19 protein-coding genes are annotated in these 24,289 nt (G+C 67.6%); 12 read left to right on the plus strand and 7 right to left on the minus strand.

Annotated elements, in window-relative coordinates; translation table 11 throughout:
• Nucleotides 1–45: 45 nt before the first annotated feature.
• The 5 genes from OHZ10_RS15800 to OHZ10_RS15820 form a co-directional block, all read right to left on the minus strand.
• Complete coding sequence (locus OHZ10_RS15800; RefSeq protein ID WP_011353352.1) at nucleotides 46–924, minus strand: diiron oxygenase; 879 nt, start codon at nucleotides 922–924, stop codon at nucleotides 46–48.
• Nucleotides 925–1,390: 466 nt separating this feature from the next.
• Nucleotides 1,391–2,617, minus strand: a complete 1,227-nt coding sequence (locus OHZ10_RS15805; protein ID WP_059233078.1) for a patatin-like phospholipase family protein — start codon at nucleotides 2,615–2,617, stop codon at nucleotides 1,391–1,393.
• A 24-nt stretch (nucleotides 2,618–2,641) separates the two neighbouring features.
• On the minus strand, nucleotides 2,642–3,382 hold the full coding sequence (locus OHZ10_RS15810) for a PhaM family polyhydroxyalkanoate granule multifunctional regulatory protein (RefSeq protein WP_342702997.1): 741 nt from the start codon (nucleotides 3,380–3,382) through the stop codon (nucleotides 2,642–2,644).
• 79 nt (nucleotides 3,383–3,461) lie between these two features.
• On the minus strand, nucleotides 3,462–4,289 hold the full coding sequence (locus tag OHZ10_RS15815; RefSeq protein ID WP_174994215.1) for an enoyl-CoA hydratase/isomerase family protein: 828 nt from the start codon (nucleotides 4,287–4,289) through the stop codon (nucleotides 3,462–3,464).
• Between the two features lie 129 nt (nucleotides 4,290–4,418).
• A complete protein-coding gene (locus OHZ10_RS15820; protein WP_342702998.1) occupies nucleotides 4,419–5,411 on the minus strand; it encodes a fumarylacetoacetate hydrolase family protein in 993 nt (330 codons plus the stop codon).
• Nucleotides 5,412–5,541: 130 nt separating this feature from the next.
• On the opposite strand from OHZ10_RS15820, the gene OHZ10_RS15825 reads away from it, so the two are divergent.
• From OHZ10_RS15825 to metH, 5 genes are all read left to right on the plus strand, one after another.
• The gene (locus OHZ10_RS15825) at nucleotides 5,542–6,408 is read left to right on the plus strand and encodes an IclR family transcriptional regulator (RefSeq protein ID WP_059233074.1); all 867 of its coding nucleotides are present in this window, start codon (nucleotides 5,542–5,544) and stop codon (nucleotides 6,406–6,408) included.
• A gap of 113 nt (nucleotides 6,409–6,521) precedes the next feature.
• Nucleotides 6,522–7,775, plus strand: a complete 1,254-nt coding sequence (locus OHZ10_RS15830; RefSeq protein ID WP_342703000.1) for a DUF3108 domain-containing protein — start codon at nucleotides 6,522–6,524, stop codon at nucleotides 7,773–7,775.
• A 241-nt stretch (nucleotides 7,776–8,016) separates the two neighbouring features.
• Complete coding sequence (locus OHZ10_RS15835; protein ID WP_006477667.1) at nucleotides 8,017–8,274, plus strand: BTH_I0359 family protein; 258 nt, start codon at nucleotides 8,017–8,019, stop codon at nucleotides 8,272–8,274.
• A gap of 201 nt (nucleotides 8,275–8,475) precedes the next feature.
• A complete protein-coding gene (locus tag OHZ10_RS15840; protein ID WP_174994217.1) occupies nucleotides 8,476–9,543 on the plus strand; it encodes a homocysteine S-methyltransferase family protein in 1,068 nt (355 codons plus the stop codon).
• Between the two features lie 43 nt (nucleotides 9,544–9,586).
• Entirely contained in the window at nucleotides 9,587–12,304 is a 2,718-nt protein-coding gene (gene metH, locus OHZ10_RS15845; RefSeq protein ID WP_342703002.1) for a methionine synthase, read from the plus strand.
• Nucleotides 12,305–12,421: 117 nt separating this feature from the next.
• Here the strand turns inward: metH and OHZ10_RS15850 are convergent, their stop codons facing one another.
• Nucleotides 12,422–12,745, minus strand: a complete 324-nt coding sequence (locus OHZ10_RS15850) for a DUF1840 domain-containing protein (RefSeq protein WP_011353361.1) — start codon at nucleotides 12,743–12,745, stop codon at nucleotides 12,422–12,424.
• Between the two features lie 200 nt (nucleotides 12,746–12,945).
• Between OHZ10_RS15850 and argS the strand changes: the two genes are divergently transcribed.
• The 6 genes from argS to OHZ10_RS15880 all read left to right on the plus strand — a co-directional run bounded on the left by argS (nucleotide 12,946) and on the right by OHZ10_RS15880 (nucleotide 21,031).
• A complete protein-coding gene (gene argS / locus OHZ10_RS15855) occupies nucleotides 12,946–14,727 on the plus strand; it encodes an arginine--tRNA ligase (protein WP_342703004.1) in 1,782 nt (593 codons plus the stop codon).
• Nucleotides 14,728–14,819: 92 nt separating this feature from the next.
• Nucleotides 14,820–15,722 (plus strand): SPOR domain-containing protein, encoded by a 903-nt coding sequence (locus OHZ10_RS15860; protein ID WP_059233069.1) that lies wholly within the window; start codon nucleotides 14,820–14,822, stop codon nucleotides 15,720–15,722.
• A gap of 70 nt (nucleotides 15,723–15,792) precedes the next feature.
• Nucleotides 15,793–16,431: a thiol:disulfide interchange protein DsbA/DsbL gene (locus OHZ10_RS15865; RefSeq protein ID WP_059233068.1), complete on the plus strand. Its 639-nt coding sequence runs from the start codon at nucleotides 15,793–15,795 to the stop codon at nucleotides 16,429–16,431.
• A gap of 19 nt (nucleotides 16,432–16,450) precedes the next feature.
• Nucleotides 16,451–17,224: an SDR family oxidoreductase gene (locus tag OHZ10_RS15870; RefSeq protein ID WP_059233067.1), complete on the plus strand. Its 774-nt coding sequence runs from the start codon at nucleotides 16,451–16,453 to the stop codon at nucleotides 17,222–17,224.
• Between the two features lie 378 nt (nucleotides 17,225–17,602).
• Nucleotides 17,603–19,198, plus strand: a complete 1,596-nt coding sequence (locus OHZ10_RS15875; RefSeq protein ID WP_059233066.1) for an ABC transporter substrate-binding protein — start codon at nucleotides 17,603–17,605, stop codon at nucleotides 19,196–19,198.
• 192 nt (nucleotides 19,199–19,390) lie between these two features.
• Entirely contained in the window at nucleotides 19,391–21,031 is a 1,641-nt protein-coding gene (locus tag OHZ10_RS15880) for an ABC-F family ATP-binding cassette domain-containing protein (protein ID WP_342703005.1), read from the plus strand.
• 16 nt (nucleotides 21,032–21,047) lie between these two features.
• Here OHZ10_RS15880 and OHZ10_RS15885 read toward each other — a convergent pair whose 3' ends face one another.
• Nucleotides 21,048–22,127 (minus strand): MBL fold metallo-hydrolase, encoded by a 1,080-nt coding sequence (locus OHZ10_RS15885; RefSeq protein ID WP_059233064.1) that lies wholly within the window; start codon nucleotides 22,125–22,127, stop codon nucleotides 21,048–21,050.
• Between the two features lie 304 nt (nucleotides 22,128–22,431).
• Here OHZ10_RS15885 and aceK point away from each other — a divergent pair, with 304 nt between their 5' ends.
• On the plus strand, nucleotides 22,432–24,249 hold the full coding sequence (gene aceK / locus OHZ10_RS15890) for a bifunctional isocitrate dehydrogenase kinase/phosphatase (protein ID WP_174994221.1): 1,818 nt from the start codon (nucleotides 22,432–22,434) through the stop codon (nucleotides 24,247–24,249).
• The last annotated feature ends 40 nt before the right edge of the window (nucleotides 24,250–24,289 follow it).

Here is a 24,289-nt window from a genome sequence, read left to right on the forward strand (position 1 = left end):
CGCACGGCCCGGCGCGATTCACGCCGGCGGCGGCACCTGCCGGCCTCAGGCCGGCTGCGCAGCCGACGACGGGCCGCTTTCGGCCTGCAGGCGGCCGGTGACTTCCTTGCGGTAGCGGTTCAGCTCCTGCGCGGTCGCGAACGTGCGCTCGAACAGGATCGACAGGTTGTGCAGAATGCGCTCGACGACCTTCTTTTCCCACTCGCCGTCGAAACGGATCTGCTCGTCGAGCCAGCGCTCGAGCCATTCCGGATCCGGCAGGCGCGACTGCACGGTGTCGCGCGGGAACAGCGCCTGGTTCACGTGCAGGTTGGTCGGGTGCAGCGGCTTCTCGGTGCGGCGCGCCGACGCCATCAGCACGCCGATCTTCGCGAATGCGGCACGCGCGACGTCGCCGCAGTTGTTCAGCGCCTTCTTCATGTAGCGCAGGTACGCGCCGCCATGACGCGCTTCATCGCGCGAGATCGTTTCGTAGATCTGCTTGATGACGGGCTCCGTGTGCCAGTCGGCCGCGCAGCGATACCAGTGGTTCAGGCGGATCTCGCCGCAGAAGTGCAGCATCAGCGTCTCGAGCGGCGGCGCCGGGTCGAACTGGAAGCGCACCGCGTGCAGCTCCTCCTCGGTCGGCACCATTTCCGGCTTGAAGCGGCGCAGGTATTCCATCAGCACGAGCGAATGCTTCTGCTCTTCGAAGAACCACACGCTCATGAATGCGGAAAAGTCGCTGTCGTGCTGGTTGTCGCGCAGGAACATTTCCGTCGCGGGCAGCGCCGACCATTCGGTGATCGCGTTCATCTTGATCGTCTTCGCCTGCTCGTCGGTGAGCAGCGAAGCGTCGAACTTGTCCCACGGAATGTCCTTCTCCATGTCCCAGCGGACAGCTTCGAGCGACCTGTAAAGTTCCGGATAAAGCATCGTGTTCATGATGGTCCCACCCCTGTTCTGCGCAATGCGACTTCTCTAAACGTGACTGTTGCCGCGCAAGCACGCCGAGCGCGCTTTTTGCAGCCAAGACTCTAATTTTACGCGGGAAACCGGCCCGCCGGACGGGGATTCCTCGTCCGGCAGCCGGGCGGCCGCGTCGCCGCCGTTGGGCATCCCGCAGCCCCGCTCCGTTCGGACGGAGCCGGCCGCGCTTGCCTGAGTGGGGGCCGGCGCTGGCCGGCTCGTTGACGCGCCCGTCCCCTGCCCCAGGCGGGTTCCCCGGAGGGTCCCGTGCGGATGCCGGATCGGCGGGCTGCTCGATATGGTGTATACGGCGGCGGCCATGATATCACGCGTCCATGACGGTTCCGAGACGCCTGCCCGGTCGCGCGCCGCCCACCGCGGGTGCGGCGATCCGTCGCGGTCGACCGTGGCGAAAACGCAACCTTACATTCCCCTGCGCGTGTCAGACCCGTATTTCGCCGGCAGCAAGACCGTCTTCCGGCGGCGTGCCGGCCGCCGGCGCGCTGCCGCCGTCCGCCTGCGCGATCCAGCCGGCCAGCGCGTCGCGCTGCGCGCGCCCGTCGACGTAGCCGAGCTCGATCAGTTCGCGCGTGAAGGCCTCCTCGAACAGCAGATAGCTTGCAAACGACGCGCCGGCCGGCTGGCTGCCGCCGATTGCGCCGAGCAGCCCGCGCATCGGTGCCGGCATCTGCTTCAGGTGTTTCGCGGCGATCAGCTCGATGCGCTCGGACGGCGCGATCGCGAGCACGTCGACATGCCGCCAGCCGCTGTCGATCTCGACCTGGTGCGGCAGGTGCTCGATCATCCGGTTGATGTGCTCGATGCGTTCGATGTCCGAGCCGATCGAGTCGAGGAACACGCTCGCGAGCACCTGCTGGCCGATCTGCGCGAGCGTCGGGTAGCCGCGCACCAGCCCGGCGCCGTTCGCAGCCGGGATCTCGGGCCGCGGGTCGGCCGCGCCGACGACGACGATCCGGTCGGCACCGAAGTGGATCGCCGGCGACAGCGGCGCGATCTGCCGGATCGAACCGTCGCCGAAGTATTCGATCTGCCCGTCGAGCACGAGCGGCACGGCCGGGAACACGAACGGAATGGCCGACGACGCGAGCAGGTGCGACGCCGACAGGTCGACGAGCCGCGCGGTACGCTGCGCGCGCCGCCACGCCTGGATCGGCTGCGCCGCCTGGTAGAACGTCAGGTGCCGGCCGCTCGAATAGCTGAGCGCGGTGATCGAAAGCGCATGCAGCAGGCGGGCCTCGAGCATCTGCTCGATCCGGTGGAAGCTCAGCTCGCGCTGCAGCAGGTGCGCGAGCGGCGCGTTGTCGAGCAGCCCGCGCGGCGAGCGGCGGGACGCCCAGCCGAACGTCATCGCCGCGAGCCAGCGTGCGCCGGCGGCCGCGATGCCGAGCCAGTCGCTGCGATACACGTAATCGGCGCGCAATGGCTCCCAGAATTCGAGCAGGCGCCGCACGCCGTGAGAGAAATCGTCCGCGTGACTCGCGATCGACGTCGCGTTGATCGCGCCGGCCGACGAGCCGCACACGACCGTGAACGGCAGCGTGTGCCGTTGCGGATCGGCCTCACGCGCGATCTCGGCCAGCGCCTTCAGCACGCCGACCTGGTAAGCGGCACGTGCGCCGCCTCCCATCAGAACGAGCGCGAGCCGCATGATCGACCTGCTACCTGCGCCGCGTCACGTCGAGCGCTTCGGCGGACGCGTTTCGGGCGACGATGCGGCGGCGGCGCGCGCCGCGGCCGAACCGGACGGCTTCGCGCGCTTCGCGGCCGGCTTGCGCGGCGCGGCGGCGGCCGGTGCGGGCTTGGCGGCCGGCTCAGGCGCGGCAGCGGCATCCGGCGGCGCGCCGTCCGGCGCAGCAGGCTGCATGCCCGGCTGCGCCATCGCAAGGCTCGCGAGCTGGTTGAACTGCGACTGCAGCAGGTTCCACCAGCCGGCCGGGTCGAACGCCTGCTGCTCGGCGTCGCCGGCGGGCACATCGGCGGCACCCGGCGCCGGCGATGCATCGCCGGACGGCGCGGCCTTCGCCGCCTGCGCGGCTGCAACGGCCGCTTCCTCGGCCGCCGACATCGAGCTTTGCGCGAACGCGCCGAACGCACGCAGCGTCGCGAGCGTCGCACGCTGCACCTCGAGCCCCTGGATCGCGGACTGCAACATGCCGAGGTTGAGCTTCAGCCACTGCTCGACCGCGCGCAGATCGGTGATCCGCTTGTCGAGCTCCTCGACACTCGTGAGCGGCGACATCATGTCGGACATGCTCGACAGCGACGGCGGCAGCCCTGACGTGGCGCCCGGGAAAGACGTCATCCCGCCGAACGGCGACATCCGGATCATGTCCCACATGCGGTCCATCATGTCGGCGGGCTTGAAGCCGGCAAAGCCGGCGAAAGGGTTGGCGCCGGAGGCATCGGTCGTCATACGGGCATCCTGGTTGACTGGGGGAGCGAGGCGGCCGCCATGCGTCGCGCAGCCGCGCGTGGTTCGATCATAGCGCGCGTCAGAACGGCGCGTCGCCGGGGAACGCGGGCGGGCGCCGCTCGCGCAGCGAACGGATGCCCTCCTGCACGTCGGGCCCCGAGAAGCCCATGAATTCGAGCGCGAGCGACGAATCGAAGGTCGGCCCGGCCGAGCGCAGCCAGTTGTTCAGCGCGTACTTGGTCCAGCGGATCGCCGACTGCGAACCGTGCGCGAGCCGCTCGGCCACCTCGTACGCCTTCGGCAGCAGGTCGGCCGGCTCGACCGCGAGCGAGACCAGCCCGATCCGCTCGGCTTCCGCGCCGCTCACGGGCTCGCACAGCAGCAGGTAGTACTTCGCCTTCGCCATCCCGCACAGCAGCGGCCACACGATCGCCGCGTGGTCGCCGGCTGCGACGCCGAGCCGCGTATGGCCGTCGATGATGCGCGCATCCTTCGCGGCAATCGAGATATCGGCGAGCAGCCCGGCGACGAGCCCCGCGCCGACGGCCGGGCCATGCATCGCCGACACGATCGGCTTGCTGCAGTTGATCACGTTGTAGACGAGGTCGCGCGCCTCGCGCCATACGCGGGCGCGCACGTCGAAGTCGTTCGCCATGTCCTCGACGAGCGCGAGATCGCCGCCCGCCGAAAAACCCTTGCCTTCGCCGCGGATCACCGCGACGCGCGTGTCGGGATCGCGATCGACGTCGCGCCAGATGTCGGCGAGCTCGCGATGCATGCGTGCGTTCGCGGTCGCGAGGCCGCTGCGGTTCGCGCCCTCGCCGCTCATCACGATGTCGAGCACGCCGTGGTCGCGGCGCGTCACCTTCAGTGCTTCGTAACCGCTGTACGCGGCGAGATCGGCCATGTGCCGCTCCTTGTTCGAGGCTCTTGAATCGAGTGTAGCCAAGCCCGCGCACTCAAACATCAGGCGAAACCCGGCGCGCGGGCCGGAGCCAGGTTCCGCCGTGGCGTGGCGTGGCGTGCGCCGCGCCGCTTACGCCGTGCCGTCGGGCGGGGCGACCGACTGCTCGATCGCGCCGAAGATCGACTTGCCGGCCGCGTCGAACATCTCGATGCGCACGGTGTCGCCGTAGCGCATGAATTCGGTCTGCGGCGCGCCGTGCTCGATCGTCTCGAGGCAACGCTTCTCGGCGATGCAGCAGTAGCCGCGCTTCGCGTCCTTGTTCGACACGGTGCCCGAGCCGACGATCGAGCCGGCACGCAGGTTGCGCGTCTTCGCCGCGTGCGCGACCAGCTGGCCGAAGTGGAACACCATGTCGGTGCCCGCATCGGGCTGGCCGACCTTCCTGCCGTTCCAGTGGACGATCATCGGCCGGTGCACGCGGCCTTCGCGCCATTCGTCGCCGAGCTCGTCGGGCGTCACGGCGACCGGCGCGAACGCGGTGGCCGGCTTGCTCTGGAAGAAGCCGAAGCCCTTCGCGAGTTCGGCGGGGATCAGGTTGCGCAGCGACACGTCGTTCACGAGCGTGACGAGCCGCACGGCCTTCAGCGCGGCGTCGGGCGACACGCTCATCGGCACGTCGCCGGTGATCACCACGACTTCCGCCTCGAAATCGATGCCCCACGCTTCCGACGGGCACACGACGTCGTCGCGGGGCCCGAGGAAATCGTCGCTGCCGCCCTGGTACATCAGCGGATCGGTCCAGAACTCGGGCGGCATCTCCGCGCCGCGCGCACGGCGCACGAGCTCGACGTGGTTCACGTACGCGGAGCCGTCGGCCCACTGGAACGCGCGCGGCAGCGGCGCCATGCAGTTGGCCGGATCGAATGCGAACGTGTTGCGCGCGCGGCCGTGGTTCAGCGCGTCGTACAGGTCGCGCAGCTGCGGCGCGTAGAACGCCCAGTCGTCGAGGACGCGCTGCAGCGTCGGCGCGATCGCGTCGGCGATCGCCGCGGTGTGCAGATCGCGCGACACGACGATCAGCTGGCCGTCGCGCGTGCCGTCCTTCAGCGAAGCAAGTTTCATAAGGGGGACTCTGCCGTTGTAGTGACGATGGAGGGAATCTATTTTACGATGGTGAATCCATGCGGCGCGCGACGATCGCGCCTGCCGTTTTCACCCCGATTCCTGCCGCATTTTCGCGCACCCGTTGCCCATGCCCGCCAACCCGCTTCCCGACGACGATCTCGCCGACTCCGACACCGACGACGCCGCCTCCGGCGAGAACGGCGAGAAGGTCCGTTCCGGCATCCAGTCGATCGAGGTCGGCTTCCGCCTGCTCGACGTGCTGACGAGCGAACCGCGCGCGATGATGCTGCGCGATCTCGCGCAGCGCGCGGGCATGAGTCCTGCGAAGGCGCACCGCTACCTCGTCAGCTTCTCGCGGCTCGGTGTCGTGTCGCAAGACCCCGTCTCCGGGCGCTACGAGCTCGGCGGCTTCGCGTTGCAGATGGGGCTCGCGCGGCTCGCACGCGTCGACGGCGTGAAGCTCGCGCGGATCGCGCTGACCGAATTCCGCGACCGCCTCGACCAGACGGTCGGCATCGCGGTGTGGGGCAACCAGGGGCCGACGATCGTGCACTGGATGGAATCGAGCCATCCGGCGAAGGCGTCCTTGAAGCTCGGCGACGTGATGCCGCTGCTCGGCTCCGCGACGGGGCTGCTGTTCGCCGCGTACCTGCCGCGCAGCAAGACCGCCGCGATGCTCGAGCGCGAACTCGCCGATACGCGCCGTTCGCCGCACCACGGCGGCCCGCGCACGCTCGACGAGGTCGACGCGGTGCTTGCCGGCGTGCGCCAGCACGAAGCCGCGCGCGTCGAAGGGATGCTGCTGCCGACGATCCACGCGTTCTGCATGCCCGTGTTCGACGCGGTCGGCGAACTCGCGCTCGCGATCGTCGCACTCGGCCAGGAAGGCTCGTTCGACATCGCATGGGGCGGCGAGATCGACACCGCGCTGCGTGCATGCGCGCAGAAACTGTCCTACGAACTCGGCTATAGTCCCGACGCGCGCGACGCCTGACGCCCCCGGTTCGCCCCGTGTCACGCATCGCGAACGCGTAGCGCATCCGACGGTCCGATTCCTGTGGCGCGCTTGCGCGCGCGACGTCACGCGACCGCCCCGATCCTGTTCCGATGCCCATGCAGCCTGCCGACATCCGCCCGAGTCACGCCCTGCCCCGCCGCTGGCTGCGCGTGGGCATTGCGCTCGTCGTCGTGCTGGTGCTGCACGCGCTCGCCGCGTTCTGGCTGATGCGCAACCGGGAATCGTTCACGCCGCCGCCGCCCGCCGAGATCCCCGTGCAGATCGAGCTGCTGAAGCCGCAACCGATCGAACGCCAGAGCGCGCCGAAGGCCGTCGAGCATCCGGCCGCCCCCGCGCCGGCTGCGCCCGGGGCGGCCGCGCCGAAGCCCGCACCGTCGCCCGAGCCGGTCCTCACGGCAACGCAGACGGCCGAGCGCGGCGAACCGCCGGCCGCCGCCTCCGCTGCGAGCGGCGTACCGGGCGCATCGGGCGCGTCGGATGCGCACGCCGCATCGGCCGCCGGCGCCAGCAGCGCCGCAACGCCCGGCCCCGCGACGCATGGCGTGAAGTTCGCCGCGCCGCCGTCCGGCGACCTGCAGTACGACACGTTCTACAACGGCATGCAGAACATGATCGGCACGATCCGCTGGCGCACCGACGGGCACACCTACGACCTGTCGGTGTCGATGCCGGTGCCGTTCGTCGGCCCGTTCACCTATCGCAGCGAAGGCCGCATCGACGCGTTCGGCGTCGCGCCCGACCGGTACGTCGAGAAGCGCGGCAAACGGCCGGAAGACATCGCGATCTTCAATCGCGAGATCCGCCAGGTCGTGTTCACGCGCACGCCGAACAACGCACCGCTGCCCGACGGCGTGCAGGACCGCTTCAGCATGCTGATGCAGTTGTCGGGGCTCGTGCGCGGCAACCCTGCCGCGTACCAGCCGGGCGTCACGCAGCAGTTCTTCGTGATCGACAACAACAGCGGCGAGACCTGGCCGATCACCGTGATCGGCAACGAGCAGGTGCAGACGCAGACCGGCATCATCGACGCGCGGCACTTCATGCGCCTGCCGCGCCGCGACGGCGACACGCGCCGCATCGACATGTGGCTCGCGCCGTCGCTCGGCTGGCTGCCCGCGCGGCTCGTGCAAACCGAGCCGAACGGTGCGCAGATCGAGCTACTATGGCATGGTCGGCTCGCGGCACCGGATGTGCCTGCCGACACCGCGCCGACAGGCGGCGCAACGAACGCGCCCGCCGGCGCAACGCCACCCGATGCAACGTCCGCACCGCCGACGGAACCGGCGCAACCCGCGCCGCCGGCGAGCGGGCAACCGCCTGCATCGTCGGCTGTCACACAGTGAACGCGCACGGATCGGCAAATTCGACCGATTACAGATTTCGTCGAAATGGCCGATGACACTCTTTAACAACTATTTCCGTCCACCGGCAGACAATAAGAAACGTTTCATAGACATCGGCTTCTAACCGATACACCCCAGCAAACGGGAACGGGGTGTGCAGCGCAAGCCCCTTGAAACCGGCAAGGCCCGCCCCACCTAGGGGACAACAAGGCCAGATGCCACTGCGAAGAGGAGTGCCGCCATGCAAATGATCTACAACAGCCCCAACTACTGCGTCGTCGAATTTGCGCCGCAGGCCGGCCATCACCTGATGAATGCCGGTGGCTACGAAATCGTCGACAAGAACGCGCAGCGCGAGATCTTCATCGACGGCGAACTTGCCGAACGATTCCGCGCGCACGTGAAGCAGCTGATCGAGGATGAGCCGTCGCTCGACGAAGTCGACGAATTCCTCGGACAATTCGACAGCCTGATGATGATGCCCGTCGTGCTGCACTGACGACCCGCGGCCCGGCGCCTCGCGCGGCCGGGCCATTCGCCGCGCACCGACGCGGCGCCGCGAGCACTCCGATCCTGCCCCCGCCCGGTTCGCCGGCGGGGGTTTTCATTTGGCGCGCCGCCCGGCGCCGCGCAAGGCCGGGCGGCACCCAGGCGCACCGGCTACAATGGCGGTTTTCCCGTCTTCGCCGGTCTTTCGCCCATGTCTGCGACTCCTCTCGCCGCTTCCGCCCCGCTCGACGCGCCCTACACGCGCGGCGCCGCCCTGCCCGCGCTGCTGAAATCGCGCATCCTGATCCTCGACGGCGCGATGGGCACGATGATCCAGCGCTACAAGCTCGACGAAGCCGCGTATCGCGGCGAGCGCTTCAAGGATTTCCCGCGCGACATCAAGGGCAACAACGAGCTGCTGTCGCTCACGCAGCCGCAGATCATCCGCGAGATCCACGACCAGTATTTCGCGGCCGGCGCCGACATCGTCGAAACCAACACGTTCGGCGCGACGACCGTCGCGCAGGCCGACTACGGGATGGAAGATCTCGTCGTCGAGATGAACATCGAATCGGCGAAGCTCGCACGCGAAGCCGCCGCGAAATACGCGACGCCGGCCAAGCCGCGCTTCGTCGCGGGCGCGATCGGGCCGACGCCGAAGACGGCGAGCATCTCGCCGGACGTCAACGATCCGGGCGCGCGCAACGTCACGTTCGACGAGCTGCGCACGTCGTATTACCAGCAGGCGAAGGCATTGCTCGACGGCGGCGTCGACCTGTTCCTCGTCGAGACGATCTTCGACACGCTGAACGCGAAGGCCGCGCTGTTCGCACTCGACGAGCTGTTCGAGGACACCGGCGAACGCCTGCCGATCATGATCTCGGGCACCGTCACCGATGCGTCGGGCCGGATCCTGTCGGGCCAGACCGTCGAGGCATTCTGGAATTCGCTGCGTCACGCGAAGCCGCTCACGTTCGGCCTGAACTGCGCACTCGGCGCGGCGCTGATGCGCCCGTACATCGCCGAGCTCGCGAAACTGTGCGACACCTACGTGTCGTGCTACCCGAACGCGGGCCTGCCGAACCCGATGAGCGACACGGGCTTCGACGAAACGCCGGACGTCACGTCGGGCCTGCTGAAGGAATTCGCGCAGGCCGGGCTCGTGAACCTCGCGGGCGGCTGCTGCGGCACGACGCCCGAACACATCGCCGAAATCGCGAAGGCGCTCGCCGACGTGAAGCCGCGCCGCTGGCCGAACCAGTACAGCGACAACGCCTGACCCGACCGTCCCCACGTCCTTCATCACCAGAATTCGCACCGCCATGACCGATCACATGATGCGCCTTGCCGGCCTCGAGCCGTTCAACGTCACGTCCGGGACGCTCTTCATCAACGTCGGCGAACGCACCAACGTCACCGGCTCGAAGGCGTTCGCACGGATGATCCTCAACGGCCAGTTCGACGAGGCGCTCGCCGTCGCGCGCCAGCAGGTCGAGAACGGCGCGCAGGTGATCGACATCAACATGGACGAGGCGATGCTCGATTCGAAGGCGGCGATGGTGCGCTTCCTGAACCTGATCGCATCGGAGCCGGACATCGCGCGCGTGCCGATCATGATCGACTCGTCGAAGTGGGAAGTCATCGAGGCCGGCCTCAAGTGCGTGCAGGGCAAGGCGATCGTGAACTCGATCTCGCTGAAGGAAGGCGAGGACGCGTTCCGCCACCACGCGAACCTGATCCGCCGCTACGGCGCAGCCGCCGTCGTGATGGCGTTCGACGAAACGGGCCAGGCCGACACGTACGAACGCAAGACCGAGATCTGCAAGCGCTCGTACGACTTCCTCGTGAACGAAGTCGGCTTCCCGCCGGAAGACATCATCTTCGACCCGAACATCTTCGCGGTCGCGACGGGCATCGAGGAGCACAACAACTACGCGGTCGACTTCATCGAGGCGACCCGCTGGATCAAGCAGAACCTGCCGTACGCGAAGGTGAGCGGCGGCGTGTCGAACGTGTCGTTCTCGTTCCGCGGCAACGACCCGGTGCGCGAGGCGATCCACACCGTGTTCCTGTATCACGCGATCCAGGCCGGGATGGACATGGGCATCGTGAACGCGGGCCAGCTCGGCGTGTACGCCGATCTCGACGCCGAGCTGCGCGAGCGCGTCGAGGACGTGATCCTGAACCGCCGCGACGATTCCACCGACCGCCTGCTCGAGATCGCCGACAAGTTCAAGGCGGGGGGCGCGAAAAAGGAAGAGAACCTCGAGTGGCGCAACCAGCCGGTCGAGAAGCGGCTCTCGCACGCACTGGTGCACGGCATCACGACCTTCATCGTCGAGGACACCGAAGAAGTGCGCGCGAAGATCGACGCGGCCGGCGGCCGTCCGATCAACGTGATCGAAGGCCCGCTGATGGACGGGATGAACATCGTCGGCGACCTGTTCGGCCAGGGCAAGATGTTCCTGCCGCAGGTCGTGAAATCGGCGCGCGTGATGAAGCAGGCCGTCGCGCACCTGATTCCGTTCATCGAGGAAGAAAAGCGCCTGCTCGCGGAAGCGGGCGGCGACGTGCGCGCGAAGGGCAAGATCGTCATCGCGACCGTGAAGGGCGACGTGCACGACATCGGCAAGAACATCGTGTCGGTCGTGCTCCAGTGCAACAACTTCGAAGTGGTCAACATGGGCGTGATGGTCCCGTGCAACGAGATCCTCGCGAAGGCGAAGGTCGAGGGCGCGGACATCATCGGGCTGTCGGGCCTCATCACGCCGAGCCTCGAGGAAATGGCGTACGTCGCATCCGAAATGCAGCGCGACGACTACTTCCGCGTGAAGAAGATTCCGCTGCTGATCGGCGGCGCGACGACGTCGCGCGTGCACACGGCCGTGAAGATCGCGCCGCACTACGAAGGTCCGGTCGTCTACGTGCCCGACGCATCGCGCTCGGTGTCGGTCGCGTCGAACCTGCTGTCCGACGAAGGCGCGGCGAAATACCTCGACGAGCTGAAGTCCGACTACGAACGCATCCGCGACCAGCACGCGAACCGCAAGGCGCAGCCGATGGTCACGCTCGAGCAGGCGCGCACGAACAAGACGAAGGTCGACTGGGCAGGCTATACGCCGGTGAAGCCGAAATTCATCGGCCGCCGCGTGTTCAAGAACTACGACCTGAGCGAACTCGCGAACTACATCGACTGGGGTCCGTTCTTCCAGACCTGGGACCTCGCGGGCCCGTACCCGGCGATCCTGAACGACGAGATCGTCGGCGAATCGGCGCGGCGTGTGTTCTCCGACGCGAAGTCGATGCTCGCGCGCCTGATCCAGGGCCGCTGGTTGACCGCGAGCGGCGTGATCTCGCTGCTGCCGGCGAATACCGTCAACGACGACGACATCGAGATCTACAGCGACGAGTCGCGCTCGGAAGTGCTGCTCACGTGGCGCAACCTGCGCCAGCAGAGCGTGCGCCCGGTGGTCGACGGGGTGATGCGGCCGAACCGCTCGCTCGCCGACTTCATCGCGCCGAAGGAATCGGGCGTGGCCGACTACATCGGGATGTTCGCGGTGACGGCCGGCCTGGGTGTCGACGCGAAGGAAAAGCAGTTCGAAGCCGACCACGACGACTACAGCGCGATCATGCTGAAGGCGCTTGCCGACCGCTTCGCCGAAGCGTTCGCCGAAGCGATGCATGCACGCGTGCGGCGCGAGCTGTGGGGCTATGCGAGCGGCGAGACGCTCGACAACGACGCGCTGATCGCGGAGAAGTACGCGGGCATCCGCCCGGCGCCCGGCTACCCGGCCTGCCCCGACCACCTCGTGAAGCGCGACATGTTCGACGTGCTGCGCGCGGACGAGATCGGCATGAGCGTGACCGACTCGCTGGCGATGCTGCCGGCCGCGAGTGTGTCGGGCTTCTACCTCGCGCATCCGGACAGCCGCTATTTCTCGGTCGGCAAAATCGGGCAGGATCAGCTCGAGGACTACGCGCAGCGCATGGCGCTGTCGCTCGACGACGCGCGACGCGCGCTCGCGCCGCAGCTCTGAGCGACGCGAACGGGCGGCCAGCGGCCCGCCTTCGTTTGGTCAGACAAAAGAAAAAGCCCGCTCGAAAGCGGGCTTTTTCTTGTCTGGCCAATCTGTCGTGTTGCCAGGCAAGGACGCTCAGAAGCCCCAGTGCACGTCGGCCTCGCCGGCCTTCGCTTCGCGCAGCATCGTGAGGAACGGCGCGACGCGCTGGGCCAGGCTCGGCGGCACTTCGTGGTGCGCGTGGTCGGCTTCGTCCTCGTGGAAATGGCCGGCATGCTCGGCGCGCTCCTGCTTCGCCTGCGCGACGGCGCCTTCCAGCTTGGCGATCGCGTGGTCCAGCTCATCGTGCGTAATCACACCGCGCTCGCCCAGCTGCTTGCCGACGAGACCCAGCACATACACGGCGAAATCCTTCAGCACGTCGAGATCCTGTGCCGCCTTGCTCTTGAACGTAATCATGACAATTCCCTTTTCATCTTGTTGTGCCTGCGCGGCGCGGTTGGGGAACGCCGGCAGACCGGCGTCCGGCCTCGCGGACGCGGGCCGCCTGAGCGGCATATTAGCACCTGTTAAAATTCTGCGATCCCTGAAACGCGCGCTTAAAAAGCGCGCCGGCGGGCCGGCGTTTCCGGCCGCCACCAACGAAGCCTTCTACCAGCATGCTGCCAGCACACAAACAGACCCTCGAAGCCCTGCTCGCGGATAGCGTCAAGCAGGTCGCACACGCGCTGAAAGGCGCCGACGGCGCGTCCGTCGCCCCGACCATCACGCTGGAGCGCCCGAAGGTCGCCGCGCACGGCGACGTCGCGTGCAACGTCGCGATGCAGCTCGCCAAGCCGCTCGGCACGAACCCGCGCCAGCTCGCCGATCAGATCGTCGCCGCGCTCATCGCGCAGCCGGCCGCGCAAGGCCTCGTCGAAGCCGCCGAGATCGCCGGCCCCGGCTTCATCAACCTGCGCCTGTCGGCCGCCGCGAAGCAGGCGGTGATCGCCGCCGTGTTCGACCAGGGCCGCGCGTTCGGCACGTCGGATCGCGAGAAAGGCAAGCAGGTGTTGCTCGAATTCGTGTCGGCGAACCCGACCGGCCCGCTGCACGTCGGCCACGGCCGCCAGGCCGCGCTCGGCGACGTGCTCGCGAACGTCATCGCGAGCCAGGGCTACGCGGTGCACCGCGAGTTCTACTACAACGACGCAGGCGTGCAGATCGGCAACCTCGCGATCTCGACGCAGGCGCGCGCACGCGGCCTGAAGCCGGGCGACGCGGGCTGGCCGGAAGCCGCGTACAACGGCGAATACATCGCCGACATCGCGCGCGACTTCCTGAGCGGCGAAACGGTCGCCGCATCGGACGGCGAGCCGGTGAAGGGCACGGGCGACGTCGAGGATCTCGACGCGATCCGCAAGTTCGCGGTCACGTACCTGCGTCGCGAGCAGGACATGGACTTGCAGGCGTTCGGCGTGAAATTCGACCAGTATTACCTCGAGTCGTCGCTGTACAGCGAAGGCCGCGTCGAGAAGACGGTCGACGCGCTGATCAAGGCCGGCATGACCTACGAGCAGGACGGCGCGCTGTGGCTGCGCACGACCGACGAAGGCGACGACAAGGATCGCGTGATGCGCAAGTCGGACGGCACGTACACGTACTTCGTGCCGGACGTCGCGTACCACGTGACGAAGTGGGAGCGCGGCTTCACGAAGGTGATCAACATCCAGGGCTCGGACCACCACGGCACGATCGCGCGTGTGCGCGCCGGCCTGCAGGGGCTGCACATCGGGATCCCGAAGGGCTATCCCGACTACGTGCTGCACAAGATGGTCACCGTGATGCGCGACGGCCAGGAAGTGAAGATCTCGAAGCGCGCGGGCAGCTACGTGACGGTGCGCGACCTGATCGAATGGTCGGGCGGCGCAGCGGCGGGCCAGGAAGCGGCCCCCGACCTGATCGACGAGGCGACCATCACGCGCGGCCGCGACGCGGTGCGTTTCTTCCTGATTTCGCGCAAGGCCGATACCGAGTTCGTGTTCGACATCGACCTCGCGTTGAAACAGAACGACGAAAACCCGGTCTATTACGTCCAGTACGCGCATGCGCGGATCTGTTCGGTGCTCAACGAGCTGAAGTCGCGCTACAACGTCGACGTCTCGCAACTGCCGGGCGCCGACCTGTCGCAGCTGACGAGCACGCAGGCGGCGTCGCTGATGCAGAAGCTGGCCGAGTATCCGGACATGCTCACGCACGCAGCGAACGAGCTTTCGCCGCACGCGGTCGCGTTCTACCTGCGCGATCTCGCTGGCGAATTCCACTCGTTCTACAATGCGGAGCGCGTGCTGGTCGACGACGAAGCGCCGCGCAATGCGCGCGCCGCGCTCCTCGCCGCGACCCGGCAGGTGCTCGAAAACGGTCTGGCGGTGCTCGGCGTGTCCGCGCCCGCCAAGATGTAAGGATGTAAGCGGCCCGAACCGGGCAGCGAATGGCCGTGGCAGAAGCGCCTGCCACGGCCCTTTCACGATTCTTTTTGCAGGTGACTCAAGCAATGGCACAACCACGCCGAACTTCGAAGCAATCGAAACAAGCCGGAGGGACATTTCTTGGAATCGTGTTGGGCCTGATCGTCGGCCTCGCGATCGCCGTGGTGGTGGCGCTCTACATCACGCGCTCGCCGTCGCCGTTCGTGTCGAAGGTCGCGCCGCCGCCGGCCGACAACGGCGCGAGCCAGCCGCAGCAGTTCGACCCGAACCGCGCGCTGCAGGGCAAGACGCCCGGCCAGCCGGTACCGCAGGCCGCACAGCCCGCCCCGCCGAACACCGCGCCCGGCCAGGCCGCGAACCAGACCCAGGGCGGCCTGCTGCCCGAACCGCAGATCGTCGAAGTGCCGCCGTCGGCCAACGGGTCGAGCGGTTCGAACAACACCGGCAGCTCGAACAACACGACCGCGTCGAACAATCCGTCGTCGGGCAATGGCGTCGCCGTCGCACCGAAGCCGGCTGACACCCCGCCGCCGCCGAAGAAGACCCAACAGGCGCAGCAACAGCAGCAAGGCGGCGAGGACGACCTCGCCCGCTTCGCCGCGCAGAAGCAGGCGCAGCAGGCTGCCGCACAAAAGCAGCAGCAACAGCAGCTGGCCGCGAACACGCCGAAGCCGACGTCGTCGGCCACGGCCGCAGCCGCAGCGAAGCCGCCGACCGCGGCCGACGCGAACACCGGCTACTTCCTGCAAGTGGGTGCGTACAAGACCGAAGGCGACGCCGAGCAGCAGCGCGCGCGCCTCGGCTTCCAGGGCTTCGAGTCGAAGGTGTCGAAGCGCGACGTCAGCGGCGTGACCTATTTCCGTGTACGCGTCGGCCCGTTCTCGAAATTCGAGGATATGAACTCGGCCCGTCAGCGCCTGTCCGATGCAGGTGTCGACACGGCGGTGATCCGCTTCACGAAGCAGTAAGCCAACCGGCCGAGCCCACGCAGAACCCGTTACGTTCCGTAACCCGAGCAACTGATTCGACGTTCACAACATGAAAAAACTGCTTAGCACGCTCCTTCTGTCCCTGGGCCTGGCCGCCGGTCTCGCCCAGGCTTCGCCCGCCGCACCGGTCGCCGGCAAGGACTTCGAGGTGATGAAGTCGCCGCAGCCGGCGTCCGCGCCGGCCGGCAAGGTCGAGGTGATCGAGTTCTTCTGGTACGGCTGCCCGCACTGCTACGAATTCGAGCCGACGATCGAGGCCTGGGTGAAGAAGCAGGGCAACAACATCGACTTCAAGCGCGTGCCGGTCGCATTCCGTGACGATTTCGTCCCGCACTCGAAGCTGTACTACGCGGTGTCCGCGCTCGGCATCTCCGAGAAGGTCACGCCGGCGATCTTCAACGCGATCCACAAGCAGAAGAACTACCTGCTGACGCCGCAGGCGCAGGCCGACTTCCTGGCCACGCAGGGCGTCGACAAGAAGCAGTTCATGGACGCGTACAACTCGTTCAGCGTGCAGGGCGAGGTGAACCAGTCGGCCAAGCTGCTGAAGGACTACGCGATCGACGGCGTGCCGACGGTCGTCGTCAATGGCAAGTACAAGACGGGCCCCGCTTACACGAACAGCATCCCGGGCACGGCCCAGGTGCTCGACTTCCTCGTGAAGCAGGTTCAGGACAAGAAGCTCTGATCCCCGTCCGCGCACCGGCATGACTACTCCACTGAAGGTCTTCATCACCGGTGCGTCGAGCGGCCTCGGCCTCGCGATGGCCGAGGAATACGCCCGCCAGGGCGCCACGCTCGCCCTCGTCGCGCGACGCACCGATGCACTCGAGGCGTTCGCGCGGCGATTCCCCAAGCTGACCATCTCCGTCTATTCCGCCGACGTGCGCGACGCCGACGCGCTCGCGACGGCCGCCGCGTCGTTCATCGCGACGCACGGCTGCCCCGACGTCGTGATCGCGAACGCGGGCATCAGCCAGGGCGCCGTCACGGGCCAGGGCGATCTCGCGACGTTCCGCGACGTGATGGACATCAACTACTACGGGATGGTCGCGACGTTCGAGCCGTTCGTCGGCCCGATGACGGCCACGCGCCACGGCACGCTGGTCGGTGTCGCGAGCGTCGCCGGCGTGCGCGGCCTGCCCGGCTCCGGCGCGTACAGCGCGTCGAAATCGGCCGCGATCAAGTATCTCGAATCGCTGCGCGTCGAGCTGCGTCCGGCCGGCGTCGGCGTCGTGACGATCGCGCCCGGCTACATCCGCACGCCGATGACCGCGCACAACCCGTACCGGATGCCGTTCCTGATGGACGCCGACCGCTTCGCCGCACGCGCGGCGCGCGCGATCGCGCGGCAGCACGCGTTCCGCGTGATTCCGTGGCAGATGGGCGTTGTCGCGAAGGTGTTGCACGTGCTGCCACGCTGGCTGTACGACCGCCTGTTCGAAAAGGCGCCGCGCAAGCCGAAGGCCGGCGCGCACTGACGATCCGCCGAAGCGGCCTCGCGCGACGTGCGCCGGGCCGTATCGTCGCGCCGTGACGCGTCGGTTCTGCGTCGGTTCCGCGTCGGTTCCGCGCCGGTTCCGCGTCGGTTCCGCGTCGCCTTCCGTTGCAGCTTCACCACCCCATCCCCCGCTCCGCCCGCCGGCTCTCCCGCCCCCGCCGCACCTTCCGCCGCATCAACACCCGTTCCGTCGCGAACGCAGCCGTTTTTCGGTCAATTCGCCGCGTTCCGTCGCCTTTTTCCACGCGTCGCGCGCTTTGACGGTATGCTATTCGCCAGCCGCGCCGGCCCTGCCCGCTTCCGGGCCGCGCCCGCATCCCGTCACCCAGCAAAAAACACAAGCCACGTGGGAGATCCTATGCACGTCAAGCTGTTCGCCGCGGCCGCCGTTGCCGCCGCCCTTGCCGCCCCCGGCCTCGCCGCCGCCAAGCCGCTCACCGTCTGCACGGAATCGAGCCCGGACGGCTTCGACGTCGTGCAGTACAACTCGCTCGTCACGACCAACGCGTCGGCCGACGTGATCTTCAACACGCTCGTGTCCTACGACGAAGCCGCGAAGAAGGTCGTGCCCGCGCTCGCCGACAAATGGGAAGCGAGCGCCGACGGCCTCACGTACACGTTCCACCTGCGCCCGAACGTCGCGTTCCAGACCACCGACTATTTCAAGCCGGGCCGTGCGCTCGACGCGGACGACGTCGTGTTCACGTTCACGCGCATGCTCGACGATTCGAACCCGTGGCACAAGGTCGCCGGCGCGAGCGGCTTCCCGCATGCGCAATCGATGGGCCTCGTGAAGCTCGTGAAGTCGGTCACGAAGGTCGACGACAGCACGGTGAAATTCGTGCTGAACGAGCCGAACGCGACCTTCGTGCCGATCCTGACGATGGGCTTCGCGTCGATCTACTCGGCCGAATACGCGGACCAGCTGCTGAAGGCCGGCAAGCAGGCCGACCTGAACGCGAAACCGGTCGGCACCGGCCCGTTCGTGCTGAAGAGCTATACGAAGGACGCGCTGATCCGTTACGACGTGAACCCGACGTACTGGGGCACGAAGCCGAAGGTCGACCGGCTGATCTACGCGATCACGCCCGACCCGTCGGTGCGCCTGCAGAAGGTGAAGGCCGGCGAATGCCAGATCGCGCTGTCGCCGAAGCCGCAGGACGTGCTCGCCGCAAAGGGCGAAAGCGCGCTGAAGGTCGTGCAGACGCCCGCGTTCATGACCGCGTTCGTCGCGCTGAACACGCAGAAGAAGCCGCTCGACAATGACAAGGTGCGCGAAGCGCTGAACCTCGCGTTCGACCGCGCGACCTACCTGAAGGTCGTGTTCGACAACACAGCGACGGCCGCGAACAACCCGTATCCGCCGAACACGTGGAGCTACGCGAAGGACGTCGCGCCGTATGCGTACGATCCCGCGAAGGCGAAGCAGCTGCTCGCGCAGGCCGGCTTCCCGAACGGCTTCTCGACGACGATCTGGACGCGCCCGACCGGCAGCGTGCTGAACCCGAACCCGAAGGTCGGCGCGGAACTGCTGCAGGCCGACCTCGCGAAGATCGGCGTGAAGGCCGAAGTGAAAGTGATCGAATGGGGCGAGCTGATCAAGCAGGCGAAGCTCGGCCAGCATGACATGCTGTTCATGGGCTGGGCCGGCGACAACGGCGATCCGGACAACTATCTGTCGCCGCTGTTCAGCTGCAACGCGGTGAAATCGGGCATCAACTTCGCGCGCTTCTGCGATGCGCAGCTCGACAAGCTGATCGCCGACGGCAAGTCGACCGCCGACCAGGCGAAGCGCGCGAAGCTGTACGAATCGGCGCAGAAGATCATTCACGACCAGGCGCTGTGGATCCCGCTCGGCTACCCCACCGCCGCGGCACTGACGCGCACGAACGTGAGCGGTTATCACGTGAGTCCGTTCGGACGCCAGAACTTCACGACGGTCGCCGTGCAGTAACCGTGCGTGGCGCGCAAGCGACGGCGTTCGCGCCGCCCGCTTGCGGCCCGCGCGTTTCGCTTGCTACACTGCGCGCCTGTTCCTCATACCGGACGCCAGCCAAAGTGAACAACTAAGCCTTCCCGAAATGTTTTCGCCGCCCGTGCCACGCACGCCGCGCGCGAAGGTCTTCACGCATTTTTGGAGGTGCTTATGGCTGCAGCCACGCCCACCGGCGCGCTCGTCGCGCTTCATCACGTTTCCTTCCGCTTCGACGACGGCATCACGCTGTTCGATTCGCTCGACCTGTCCATCGATCGCACGCCGACCGGTATCGTCGGCCGCAACGGCATCGGCAAGAGCCTGCTCGCGCAACTGATCGCGGGTCGCTGCGCACCGAGCGCGGGGACGATCGAGCGGCATACGCCCGTCGTCTACGTCGCGCAGCAGCATGACGACGACGCGGCCGGCCCCCGAACCGTCGCGCAGGTCGCCGCGCTCGATGCGCCGCTCGGCGCGCTCGCGCGTCTTGCGAATGGCCGCGCGGCGCCACACGACTTCGACCTGATCGGCGATCGCTGGGATCTCGCGGAGCGGCTGCGCACCGCGCTCGACGCAGCCGGCCTGCACGACGTGCACGCCGGTACACCCGCGCACGCGCTGAGCGGCGGCCAGCTCGCACGCGTCGCGCTGATCGGCGCGCTGCTGTCCGGTGCCGGCTTGCTCGTGCTCGACGAACCGACCAACCATCTCGACGCGCCGGGCCGCGCGTGGCTGCAGGCGGCGCTCGACGGCTGGCGCGGCGGCGTCGTGATCGTGAGCCACGACCGTGCGCTGCTCGCCGGCGTGCAACGCATCGTCGAGCTGACGCCGCACGGGGCGCGCTCGTATGGCGGCAACTACGCGCTCTACCGCGCGCAGCGCGACGCGGAACAGGATGCGGCGCACGCCGCGCTCGACCATGCGCGCACCGAGCGCGGACGCGTGCGGCGCAGGCTCGAACAGGAACACGACACGATCCAGCGCCACGCGGCCGCGTCGTTGCGCGACGCGAAGACGGCCAACCTGTCGTCGATGGCGCGCCAGAGCCGCAAGGGCGCGGCGCGCAGCATCATGGGCCATGTGCGGCGTCATCAGGACACGTTCAAGACGGCGCTCGACGAACGCGTGCAGCAGGCGGCCGCGCGCGTCGAAGCCGACGCCCCCGTGCTCGTGTCGCTGCCGGGCACCGAAGTCAGCGCACGCCGCCAGCTGTTCACGCTCGACCGCGCGCAACTGCCGTGGCACGTCGCGGGCAACGCCGACGCAATCACGTGGTCCGCGAGCGGCGCGGTGCGCATCGCACTGACGGGCCCGAACGGCTGCGGCAAATCGACATTGCTGAGAATGCTCGCGGGCGAACTCGCGCCGCGTTCGGGGGAATGCACGACACACGTGAGCGCCGCGTATCTCGACCAGCGCCTCGCGCTGCTCGATCCCGAGCGCTCGATCGTCGAACAGTTGGGGCTGCTCGATACGCCGCTTGCCGAAGGCGACCTGCGCAGCCGTCTCGCGTTGTTGCAGCTCGACGCAACACGCGCGACGCAGGCCGCCCGGCAGCTGAGCGGCGGCGAACGGCTGAAGGCCGCGCTCGCGTGCGCGTTGTGGCGCGGCACGCCCGCGCAGCTGTTGCTGCTCGACGAGCCGACCAATCACCTCGACCTCGAATCGGTGCGCGCGATCGAAGCGGCGCTGGCCGGCTTCCCGGGCGCGATCGTCGTCGCATCGCACGACCCCGCGTTTCTCGCGGCGCTCGAACCGACGCACACGATGCAATGGCATCACGACGGGTGGCGCTACGAACCCGTCGTGTAAGGACGACGCAGCGCGCTCAGCCGGCGGTGCGGAACCGCAGCACGCCGTCGTCGCCCTGCTCGCGCACGAGTTCGCCCGCGAGCCACAGCAGGTTCAGGTGCGCGAGCGCCTCGCCAAGCGCGAACGTCATCTGGTGGATGTCGAGCTCGCGGCGGCGGAACATGATCGGCACGATGTCGGCTGCGCTCATCGGCTTCTCCGCGCACGCGACGCGCACTTCCGCGAGCCGCGCGTCGTGGTGTTCGCGCAGTTGCGCGATGCGCGTGCGCACGCCGCGGAACGGCTTGCCGTGCGACGGCAGCACGAGCGTGTCGGGCGCCATCGTCTCGTAGCGGCCGAGCGACTGCAGGTACAGCGCGAGCGGGTTCCCTTCCGGCTCGAGGTCGAACACGGACACGTTCGTCGAGATGCGCGGCAGCACCATGTCGCCGGAAATCAGCACACCGTCCGCGTCGCTGTGCAGCGCGCAATGTTCAGGCGAATGGCCGAAGCCGGTGACGACGCGCCAGGTGCGCGCGCCGATCGTCACCGCGTCGCCTTCGCGCAGGCGCCGGTAGCGCGGCGGCACGGCCGGCACGAGATCCGAGTAATAGTTGCGGCGGTTGCGCAGCTTGTCGAGCGCGGCCGGATCGGTCAGCCCGTGGCGCGCGAAGTGGTCGGCGGCCGCCGCGCCGCCCGCGTTCGAGCCGTTGCCGGCCGCCATCAGGCAGCCGAACATGTATTCGCCGAGCGTCATCCACAGCCGCACGTTCCAGCGACCCTGGTCGCCGCCTTCGCACAGCCAGTTCGCGAGGCCGAAGTGATCGGGGTGGCAGTGCGTGACGAGCACGCGCAGCACCGGCAGGCCGTCGAGATGCGTGTCGAAGATCTGCTCCCAGTGCGTGCGGATCGCGTCCGACGAGATCCCGCAATCGACGATCGTCCAGCCGGCCTGCCCGTCGATCTCGTCGCGCAGCAGCCACAGGTTGATGTGGTCGAGCGAGAACGGCAGCGGCATGCGCAGCCAGCGCACGCCGGGCGCAACCTCGAACGTGTCGCCCGCGGCGGGCAGCGTGTCGGCGAAGGGGTAGTCGAGTTGGTGTTCCAGTGCGTTCATCGGTGGGGTGTCTCGTCGTTATCGGTGCGAATGCGCGCCGGCAGCGGGCACGGCGGGCGTTGCGTCGATTCTATCGCCGTCGCACGAAACGCGTGCCCGGCCGCCGCCGGGCGGTCAAAAAAAGTTCGTGCCAGAATCGGTCCCGTACCCGTATCTTTACGCGAAGATGCACCGAACGGTACGCAACGGTGAACAACGCGCCGATTGCCGACCGTTGGCGCGTCACCCCGAAAGTCATTGAAACGCCGACTTGGGCGCTAAAATGGCGAGTGCTTACAGCCCCTCCCGAACGAGCCTGCACGCGATGAATCACTTCCCCAAACTGCTGTCGTCGCAGATCGGTTTCGACGTCGCGCAGACGATGCTCGAATACTTCGATCGCCACTACCGGATCTTCCGTGAAGCGGCGGTCGAGGCGAAGACGCTGTACGAGCATGGCGACTGGCACGGGCTGCAGCGGCTCGCGCGCGAGCGGATCACGTCGTACGACGATCGCGTGCAGGAATGCGTCGAGGTGCTGGAAGACGAATACGACGCGGAGAACATCGACGACGAAGTGTGGCAGCAGATCAAGCTGCACTACATCGGCCTGCTCACGTCGCACCGCCAGCCCGAGTGCGCGGAAACCTTCTTCAATTCGGTGTGCTGCAAGATCCTGCACCGCTCGTACTTCAGCAACGATTTCATCTTCGTGCGCCCGGCGATCTCGACCGAGTACCTGGAGAACGACGAGCCGGCCGCGAAGCCGACCTACCGCGCGTACTATCCGGGCACCGACGGGCTCGCCACCACGCTCGAGCGCATCGTCACGAACTTCCAGCTCGAACCGGCGTTCGAGGATCTCCCGCGCGACATCGGTTGCGTGATGCAGGCGATCGACGACGAGTTCGGCCACTTCGACGAAGCGCCGAATTTCCAGATCCACGTGCTGTCGTCGCTGTTCTTCCGCAACAAGAGCGCGTACATCATCGGCCGCATCATCAACGCCGACCGCGTGCTGCCGTTCGCGGTGCCGATCCGCCACGTGCGGCCGGGCGTGCTCGCGCTCGACACGGTGCTGCTGCGCCGCGACCTGCTGCAGATCATCTTCAGCTTCTCGCACTCGTACTTCCTCGTCGACATGGGCGTGCCGTCCGCGTACGTCGACTTCCTGTGCACGATCATGCCGGGCAAGCCGAAGGCCGAGATCTACACGTCGGTCGGCCTGCAGAAGCAGGGCAAGAACCTGTTCTACCGCGACCTGCTGCACCATCTGTCGCATTCGAGCGACCGCTTCATCATCGCGCCCGGGATCAAGGGCCTCGTGATGCTCGTGTTCACGCTGCCGTCGTTCCCGTACGTGTTCAAGATCATCAAGGATCACTTCCCGCCGCCGAAGGAAACGACGCGCGCGCAGATCATGGAGAAGTACCAGCTCGTGAAGCGCCACGACCGCCTCGGGCGGATGGCCGACACGCTCGAATATTCGAGCGTCGCGCTGCCGCTCGCGCGGCTCGACCACGCGCTCGTGCGCGAGCTCGAGAAGGAAGTGCCGTCGCTGCTCGAATACGAGGACGACAACCTCGTGATCAGGCACCTGTACATCGAGCGCCGGATGACGCCGCTGAACCTGTACCTGCAGAACGGCAGCGACGCGGACGTCGAGCACGGCGTGAAGGAATACGGCAACGCGGTGAAGGAGCTGATGAAGGCGAACATCTTCCCCGGCGACATGCTGTACAAGAACTTCGGCGTCACGCGCCACGGCCGCGTCGTGTTCTACGACTACGACGAGATCGAGTACCTGACCGACTGCAACGTGCGCCGCGTGCCGCCGCCGCGCAACGAGGAAGACGAGCTGTCCGGCGAACCGTGGTATACCGTCGGCCCGCACGACATCTTTCCGGAGACCTACGGACCGTTCCTGCTCGGCGACCCGCGCGTGCGCAGCGTGTTCATGAAGCATCACGCGGACTTTTTCGATCCCGCGCTGTGGCAGGCGAGCAAGGACAAGCTGATGCAGGGCGAATTGCCCGATTTTTACCCGTACGACGCGGCGCTGCGCTTCAGCGTGCGCTACCCTGCGCGCTTCGGCGCGTCGGACCAGAACGACGGCGAAGGCAACGCGCAGCGCGCTGCCTGACGCCGGTGACACCGAACCGATATCGACCCGATTTCCGCCA

The organism is Burkholderia arboris (genome assembly GCF_038723655.1).
GTDB classification, from domain to species: domain Bacteria; phylum Pseudomonadota; class Gammaproteobacteria; order Burkholderiales; family Burkholderiaceae; genus Burkholderia; species Burkholderia arboris.

Coding starts and splice junctions, on each gene's coding strand:
- OHZ10_RS15800 (WP_011353352.1), bottom strand. CDS start 924: ATGAACACGATGCTTTATCCGGAACTTTACAGGTCGCTCGAAGCTGTC.
- OHZ10_RS15805 (WP_059233078.1), bottom strand. CDS start 2,617: ATGCGGCTCGCGCTCGTTCTGATGGGAGGCGGCGCACGTGCCGCTTAC.
- OHZ10_RS15810 (WP_342702997.1), bottom strand. CDS start 3,382: ATGACGACCGATGCCTCCGGCGCCAACCCTTTCGCCGGCTTTGCCGGC.
- OHZ10_RS15815 (WP_174994215.1), bottom strand. CDS start 4,289: ATGGCCGATCTCGCCGCGTACAGCGGTTACGAAGCACTGAAGGTGACG.
- OHZ10_RS15820 (WP_342702998.1), bottom strand. CDS start 5,411: ATGAAACTTGCTTCGCTGAAGGACGGCACGCGCGACGGCCAGCTGATC.
- OHZ10_RS15825 (WP_059233074.1), top strand. CDS start 5,542: ATGCCCGCCAACCCGCTTCCCGACGACGATCTCGCCGACTCCGACACC.
- OHZ10_RS15830 (WP_342703000.1), top strand. CDS start 6,522: ATGCCCATGCAGCCTGCCGACATCCGCCCGAGTCACGCCCTGCCCCGC.
- OHZ10_RS15835 (WP_006477667.1), top strand. CDS start 8,017: ATGCAAATGATCTACAACAGCCCCAACTACTGCGTCGTCGAATTTGCG.
- OHZ10_RS15840 (WP_174994217.1), top strand. CDS start 8,476: ATGTCTGCGACTCCTCTCGCCGCTTCCGCCCCGCTCGACGCGCCCTAC.
- metH (WP_342703002.1), top strand. CDS start 9,587: ATGACCGATCACATGATGCGCCTTGCCGGCCTCGAGCCGTTCAACGTC.
- OHZ10_RS15850 (WP_011353361.1), bottom strand. CDS start 12,745: ATGATTACGTTCAAGAGCAAGGCGGCACAGGATCTCGACGTGCTGAAG.
- argS (WP_342703004.1), top strand. CDS start 12,946: ATGCTGCCAGCACACAAACAGACCCTCGAAGCCCTGCTCGCGGATAGC.
- OHZ10_RS15860 (WP_059233069.1), top strand. CDS start 14,820: ATGGCACAACCACGCCGAACTTCGAAGCAATCGAAACAAGCCGGAGGG.
- OHZ10_RS15865 (WP_059233068.1), top strand. CDS start 15,793: ATGAAAAAACTGCTTAGCACGCTCCTTCTGTCCCTGGGCCTGGCCGCC.
- OHZ10_RS15870 (WP_059233067.1), top strand. CDS start 16,451: ATGACTACTCCACTGAAGGTCTTCATCACCGGTGCGTCGAGCGGCCTC.
- OHZ10_RS15875 (WP_059233066.1), top strand. CDS start 17,603: ATGCACGTCAAGCTGTTCGCCGCGGCCGCCGTTGCCGCCGCCCTTGCC.
- OHZ10_RS15880 (WP_342703005.1), top strand. CDS start 19,391: ATGGCTGCAGCCACGCCCACCGGCGCGCTCGTCGCGCTTCATCACGTT.
- OHZ10_RS15885 (WP_059233064.1), bottom strand. CDS start 22,127: ATGAACGCACTGGAACACCAACTCGACTACCCCTTCGCCGACACGCTG.
- aceK (WP_174994221.1), top strand. CDS start 22,432: ATGAATCACTTCCCCAAACTGCTGTCGTCGCAGATCGGTTTCGACGTC.